Below are 375 nucleotides of genomic sequence, written 5' to 3' on the forward strand. Positions count from 1 at the left end.
CAGTTCCCTACTCTCACATGGGGAGACCCCACACTACCATCGGCGCTACGGCGTTTCACTTCTGAGTTCGGCATGGGGTCAGGTGGGACCACCGCGCTACAGCCGCCAGGCAAATTCCTGTGCTCTGTCCTGTGTCTTTTGGGCTGATACTGCGTTGGCTGCTCTCGTAAAGTCAGTCACATACCTCAGTATGCTCCTTCCTTTCCTTCGCTTGCCGCCTTGTCTCAGCGCAAAATCCTTCGGACTCTGAATCAAAGCTGACAATTCTGTCTCTCGTCGCCAAAACATCTTCGGCGTTGTAAGGTTAAGCCTCACGGTTCATTAGTATCGGTTAGCTCAACGCATCGCTGCGCTTACACACCCGACCTATCAACG

2 rRNA genes are annotated in these 375 nt (G+C 53.6%); both read right to left on the minus strand.

The annotated features are described in order from the left end of the window. Positions 1-110 (minus strand): 5S ribosomal RNA (gene rrf / locus ACMWKA_RS25750); the annotation flags it as partial. A 190-nt stretch (positions 111-300) separates the two neighbouring features. Beyond that, positions 301-375: ribosomal RNA gene (locus ACMWKA_RS25755) — 23S ribosomal RNA — on the minus strand; the annotation flags it as partial.

The sequence above is a fragment of the Enterobacter sp. 03-F-07-AD-ECC genome, assembly GCF_047530935.1.
Taxonomy (GTDB): domain Bacteria; phylum Pseudomonadota; class Gammaproteobacteria; order Enterobacterales; family Enterobacteriaceae; genus Enterobacter; species Enterobacter cloacae.